The organism is Sodalinema sp. (genome assembly GCF_046483825.1).
GTDB lineage: Bacteria > Cyanobacteriota > Cyanobacteriia > Cyanobacteriales > Geitlerinemataceae > Sodalinema.
In genome coordinates, this window is sequence record NZ_JAWOCL010000008.1 from 1 (window position 1) to 5,949 (window position 5,949).

Sequence of the window (5,949 nt, forward strand, 5' to 3'; positions counted from 1 at the left end):
GGAAACGACCAATATACAACCGTCAGTGCTGATGCCATTCGTTGGGCATTGCGGGAGTATTTCCAGCATCACTATCCTGACCAAATCAATCGAACCTTTGACCCCGATGAGGAAAAATATGAGTTCAAGGATGAGAAATATAGCGCCGAAAAATTCATTGATGATGACCTTTTTGGCTACATGGATGCTAAGAAAAGTTCAACGATAAAACGTCGAGGAGCCTTAGAAGTCTGCCGAGCCGTTAGTCTCGATCCCTACTGGGGTGATGTTGCATTTGGCTCTAAGGGAGGTAAAAAAGGGAACACGTCCATTCACCAAACCCAGATGCACCTGACCGCCTATCAATATACCATTGCACTCACGCCCGATCATCTGAAACAACCTGATCGCGCCTCCTTATTACTGGACGCATTGGTGGGAGTTCGTCATGTGGGGGGGAATCATTCCCGTTTTCTCTTTGAATTTCGTCCCGAGTCGATTATTCTTCGGGTGACATCTGACCCCAGTCCTTGGATTATGGGGAGTTTTAAGCGAGTTGGAGAAGCCGTTGGCTGTCCTGAACTTGAATGGTTAATCCGCGCCGGAGATATTGCGGCTGACGAGCTAATTGTAGGTGGGAAAATCACGGCGACACCTTATGGAGAAACCTTGCGAGAATTGGGGGTTCAACTTTATCCAGGGGTCAAAGAGGCAAAAGAGAACGCCAAGCAAAAATTAGCCCAGATGGAGGTCTCAAGCTAATGGACAATTGCCTGTTAATTGACTGTCCTTGTACCAGTTTTCCTCGTAGTTTTGCTCGTGATTATAAAGAAACCTATCGCTATCCCCCTCCAACGACCGTGTATGGTTGTCTTCTCTCTTGGGTAGGCGAAGAAGACCTAATGGCTCATGTGGGGGTTCAACTAGCGATTGGGATATTAGGGGATGAGAGTTCCGTGTCCCGGATACTTCGGAAACAGCGACATCATAAGTTCAGTAAAACACATCAAGGAAACTATCGTTCAGCTCAGTTTTCTAAACCTAATTTTCAAGAGGTTTTAACGGATGTAAAAATAACTGTTCGGGTGAATTCAGAGGAAGAAACGGCGTCAGTTCCTCTGTGCGATCGCCTCAAGATTGCCCAATCGACTCCTGAACAACTCTCGCGATTTGGTGGCTTGAGTTTAGGGGAGTCTTGGGCCATGGTGAATGGGATTCGTGCTTATCGACCGACAGATGGTGCAATTCGCTGGTTGATTAAAGACCAACGTGGGTTAATTGGACTTCCTGTTTGGATTGACCGTAAAACAAGCCGAGGTACATTTCAACGGTTTTCACTCCAGGAGTCTGATAGAGAGTTTAGTGAACAATCTTGGGTCACAATTAAACCTCCCAAAACTCCATCTCAATCAACGCCTAAACGCCGCAAACGTTATCAGTAAATATCAGAATGGGGTCTAGTTTTTAGACCCTTATTGGATTGTAGAATCCTTATGAGCCATGATTACCACCTCTCCCCTCACCCTCGATGACTTCCTAGCCTTACCTGAGAGTGATGTCACCTATGAACTCCTCGATGGACAAGCAATCCCCAAAATGTCGCCCAAATTTCGCCATTCTCGTAGCCAAAAGAAACTCCTGTTTTTACTCGAAGCTTGGGCGACAGACAAAGGCTTTGTTCAACCCGAATGGGCCGTTCGACTGCAACGCAATGGCAACGATTGGGTTCCTGTCCCGGATTTACTCTATATCTCCTTTGAACGGCTTTCCCCCGATTGGGATGAGGATGCTCCTTGTCCCGTTGCACCAGAATTAGTGGTAGAAATTGTCTCGCCGGGTCAATCCTTTGGGGCGATCGCCGAGAAAGCCAGCGCCTATCTATTAGCGGGAGTGTTACGAGTTTGGGTGGTCGATTCCCAGCATCAGAGTCTCACCGTCTTTGCCCCCAATCAGATGCCGCGAATTTATCAGAAACCGGAGTCGATTGAGGATTCGCTATTCCCGGAACTTTCACTGCTCACCGGGGACATTTTTTAAGCAATATCATCCTTTATGCCAATTTTTTGGGAGTCGGAAGTATGACTGCCGACTCCCTTTTTTAAACTAAACCTGAAGTGAATTCAGGAGCGTCAACCATGACGAAAACTAGCACGGCTCTCACCTCAACTTTACGAGTCTGCGCCTTACACGCCTTTGCCTATTGTCCGCGACTGTTCTATCTCGAAGAAGTCGAGGAACTCTATAGCCAAAATCAAGCGGTGTTTGAAGGTCGTCGGCTACACGCTGAGCTAGAACGGCAGGAGGAGGGAGATTGGGAGGATTTCTTTATCACCGATGAACATCTGGGATTGCGGGGTCGAGTGGATGCTCTACGGACTCGGGATGGCCAGTTGATTCCCTATGAACATAAGAAGGGACGATGCTATCGTGATGCTGATAAACAGGCTCAGGCTTGGGAGAGCGATCGCCTACAAATCCTCGCCTATTGCTGTCTCCTCGAAACCCTTGCCCAACATCCCATTCAAGAAGGTCGCATCCGCTATCACGGGGATAACACCTTGGTGAAAATTCCCTTTGATGAACAAGGTCGTGCCGATGTCAAAGCCGCCATTGAGCAAGCCCAGAGTTTGCGTCAGTCTCGGGAACGTCCCCCAGTGACGGACAACGAACGACTCTGTGGGGCCTGTTCCTTAGCGCCCGTCTGTCTCCCAGAAGAAACTCGGTTTGCCCAAGATGAGAGCCACCAGCCGCCACGGCTGTTTCCCAAAGATGATGACCGTCAGATTGTCCATATCCTAGAACCAGGAACTCGTGTGGGACGTACCGGGGAGCAGTTGAAGATTAGCCGTCGCAATGCTCCCGTCGAAACCCTCTCAGTGCGTCAAGTGCAACAGGTGGTGCTGCACAGTTTTTCGCAAATTTCCACCCAGGCCCTGCATCTATGCACCTATCACGACATTGGCGTGCATTGGATTTCCGGTGGGGGACGCTATGTGGGGAGTTTGGATTGGCGACAAGGTAGTCTACAACGGCGCTGTGGGCAATATCGCGCCCTCACCCAGCCTGAGGTTTGTCTGGATTTAGCGCGGCGTTTGGTGGCCTGTCGCGCCAAGGGCCAACGTCAGTTTCTCATGCGAGGTAAACGTAACCTTAACGGTTCGACGGAAGCCGTGCAGTCGGTGGTGACCGCCATGAAGCGGCTGTTAAAAGGGATTGAGCGGGCCGAGTCTCTGGAGCAACTGTTGGGGTTGGAGGGCAATTTAGCGGCGCTCTATTTTTCCGGTTTGGGGCAACTGGTGTCTCCTAAAGTGTCTGCAACCTTGCAGTTCAACGGACGCAACCGCCGTCCCCCCAAGGATCGCTTTAATGCGCTCTTGGGATTTGGCTACAGTTTGTTACTCAAGGACGTCATCAATGCCATTTTGACTGTGGGATTGGAGCCTGGGTTGGGGTTTTATCACCAGTTGCGCTCTCAGGCTCCTCCCCTGGGATTGGATTTGATGGAAATTTTCCGGGTTCCTCTGGTGGATATGCCCATTTTGGCATCGGTGAATCGCGGTCAGTGGGATATTGAGGGGGATTTTGACATTCGCGGCGATCGGGTGTGGCTGAGTGAGGCGGGCCGTCGCCGGTTCATCGAGATTTATGAGCGGCGCAAGGGGGAGAGTTGGAAACACCCAGTTCTCAAATACTCCCTCACCTACCGTCGTTTGTTGGAGTTGGAGGTGCGGCTGTTGGAAAAAGAGTGGTCTGGGGAAGCGAATGTGTTTGCTCGTTCTGTGGTTCGTTAGGGAGGTCAGAAAAGATGGCTGAATTGCATCACTGGTACATTGTCGCCTATGACATTCGCTCTCCCAAGCGTTGGCGGAAAGCCTATAAGCTGCTTCAGGGATATGGGAGTCGTTTGCAGTATTCGATGTTTCGCTGTTGGCTCAATCCACGGGAGCGGGAGAAACTGCGATGGCAACTGGAGTCGATTTTGACGACGGAGGATGAGTTATTGCTGATTCGTCTGTCTCACCAATGTGTTCGGGATTTGCCGCAATATAATCGTCCTGAGGCTTGGTCTTTGGATGAGTTGCCCTATCGGGTGATTTGACATCCTCTCCACGCCAATCAAAGATTATGCGTGGAGATTCCCTGGGTCGCCCCAAAGATTTCCTGCTTCAACGGGTGCCAGCTAGACTGGGTGACCCCAGCCCCTGCCGCCTCCCCTCCACAGGCCATTTCAACCACCCGTTGCCCACGGGCAGCGATGACTTGTCCACTGGCCACATCACGGGGTTTGATGGACCCGCAGTTGTGGCAATGATGGATTCGGGTTGAAAGGTCTTTGCGAACCTCTGCCCCGCAATCCGGACACTCTTGAGACGTGCCTCGCGCATCAACTTTGCCGTAATACACATCACGTTTGAACCCTACCCATGGCAAGATTTGATTGGTAAACTGCCCTAACCCCGCGTCTAGCGTATGCTTGCCCAACATTCCCTTGGCCATGATGCGGAAGTCCAAATCTTCCACAAAAATCATCCCAGCATTATCACAGAGATGATGGGCCAGCTTAAAATGCCAGTCTTTTCGTGTGTCGGCAATGCGTTGATGGACTCTCGAAATTTTCTTCTGGAGCTTCAGCCAGTTGGCCGACCCCTTCTGCTTGTTCTTCAATCGGCGTTGCAGCAATCTCAGCTTGCGGTGCAGAGCGTTGAAAAAGCGAGGTCGCTTGACCTGTTCTCCATCAGACGTTGAAAGAAAGTATTCCAGTCCAACATCAATTCCCACCGGATGCCCATGAGGCATCACCGCCGGAATATCAACGTCAGCCTGAAGGCTAAGTATGACGAAATAGCCCGACGCCTTACGAACGATTCGGGCTTGCTTCACCTCGAACAAGTCAGGGATTTCCCTTGACCAGCGCACCTTGACCAATCCCAGTTGAGGTAGCTTAATTCCATCGGGGGTGATGCAGTTCTTAAGCATCTGAGGGAAGACAAAGCTTCTCATCCGATTCGGCTTTTTGAATCGAGGGAACCCTGAACGCTTTAGCCGCCATGACTCCCAAGAAGCTTCCAGTTTCCTGATCACTTGCTGGAGCACCTGGGCATTAACGGTCTTGAGTCGGGGAAAATCGGTCTTGGCCGCTGTCAGTGACTTGCATTGTCGCGCATAGCTGGGGAATGGTGCATCGGCTGGCAAGATGAACTCCTGCCGAATTGAACAGGCATTCACTCGAGACTTGCGGGAATTGAGCCAGTCTTTGCGTTCGCGCAAGGCAAAATTCCAGACACTGCGACACACATCAAGGATATGCTCAATCTCTGAAACCTGCTCAACCGTTGGCTCTAGCTTAAATTCCCACGTCATGTTTAACATCAACCCATTATACCCTAAGAAATGACTGTCTGCTTCCTAGACTGTCTCAATGACTCCCTATGCCTTTGGCAGGCTGCGCCAACGGTCGTCCGTCGCCTCACCACCCCCTAACCGCTTCGCGGTATAGGCGGAGCACTGCGACGGTTCTTGGTAGGGGAGGAGAATGTGCAAGGATAGCTGGATGTTGGCTCAAGTGAGGGGTGACCTATGGCTGAAATGCCTGTTGGTTCAGGGTTTTGGGCTTTTAGGAGGTGCCGATGTTGCTTGCAATGTCTGGAAAGTCGGTCTCTGTCTAGGTTTGTGGGGTCTGCGGTTGGCGGCTGCGGAGGCTCTTGAGGATGGGTCAAGCTATCCGGATGGTATCCTTGTGAAATGGTCTGGGAAACGAAGCTCTATGGCGGTTTCCAGGGTCGAAGTTTAATTCCTCTGATTGCCGAAAGGCGTTGAGCACATGGGGGACGCAATAAGCACCCTCAACACCTATCGTTTAATTCCTCTGATTGCCGAAAGGCGTTGAGCACCAACGTCACGTTAACTTTGTCGCGGTTGTTGACAAGTTTAATTCCTCTGATTGCCGAAAGGCGTTGAGCACGCTCCAGA

General features: G+C 50.8%; 6 protein-coding genes. 5 read left to right on the forward strand and 1 reads right to left on the reverse strand.

Translation table 11 applies throughout. The annotated features are described in order from the left end of the window. From cas7i to cas2, 5 genes are all read left to right on the forward strand, one after another. Positions 1 to 741, forward strand: a 741-nt coding sequence (gene cas7i, locus R6U67_RS00595; protein ID WP_410250736.1) for a type I-B CRISPR-associated protein Cas7/Cst2/DevR, incomplete at its 5' end; no start/stop codon positions are given. Beyond that, a complete protein-coding gene (gene cas5, locus R6U67_RS00600; RefSeq protein ID WP_410250737.1) occupies positions 741 to 1,421 on the forward strand; it encodes a CRISPR-associated protein Cas5 in 681 nt (226 codons plus the stop codon). The genes cas7i and cas5, both read left to right, overlap by 1 nt. A gap of 58 nt (positions 1,422 to 1,479) precedes the next feature. Beyond that, a complete protein-coding gene (locus tag R6U67_RS00605) occupies positions 1,480 to 2,016 on the forward strand; it encodes a Uma2 family endonuclease (RefSeq protein ID WP_410250738.1) in 537 nt (178 codons plus the stop codon). 98 nt (positions 2,017 to 2,114) lie between these two features. Then, positions 2,115 to 3,770 (forward strand): type I-MYXAN CRISPR-associated endonuclease Cas1, encoded by a 1,656-nt coding sequence (gene cas1 / locus R6U67_RS00610; RefSeq protein ID WP_410250739.1) that lies wholly within the window; start codon positions 2,115 to 2,117, stop codon positions 3,768 to 3,770. A gap of 14 nt (positions 3,771 to 3,784) precedes the next feature. After that, the gene (gene cas2, locus R6U67_RS00615; RefSeq protein WP_087711596.1) at positions 3,785 to 4,078 is read left to right on the forward strand and encodes a CRISPR-associated endonuclease Cas2; all 294 of its coding nucleotides are present in this window, start codon (positions 3,785 to 3,787) and stop codon (positions 4,076 to 4,078) included. A gap of 17 nt (positions 4,079 to 4,095) precedes the next feature. On the opposite strand, the gene R6U67_RS00620 is transcribed toward cas2, so the two are convergent. Continuing rightward, positions 4,096 to 5,349, reverse strand: coding sequence for an RNA-guided endonuclease InsQ/TnpB family protein (locus R6U67_RS00620; protein WP_410250740.1), 1,254 nt, complete (start codon positions 5,347 to 5,349; stop codon positions 4,096 to 4,098). Positions 5,350 to 5,949: the final 600 nt, after the last annotated feature.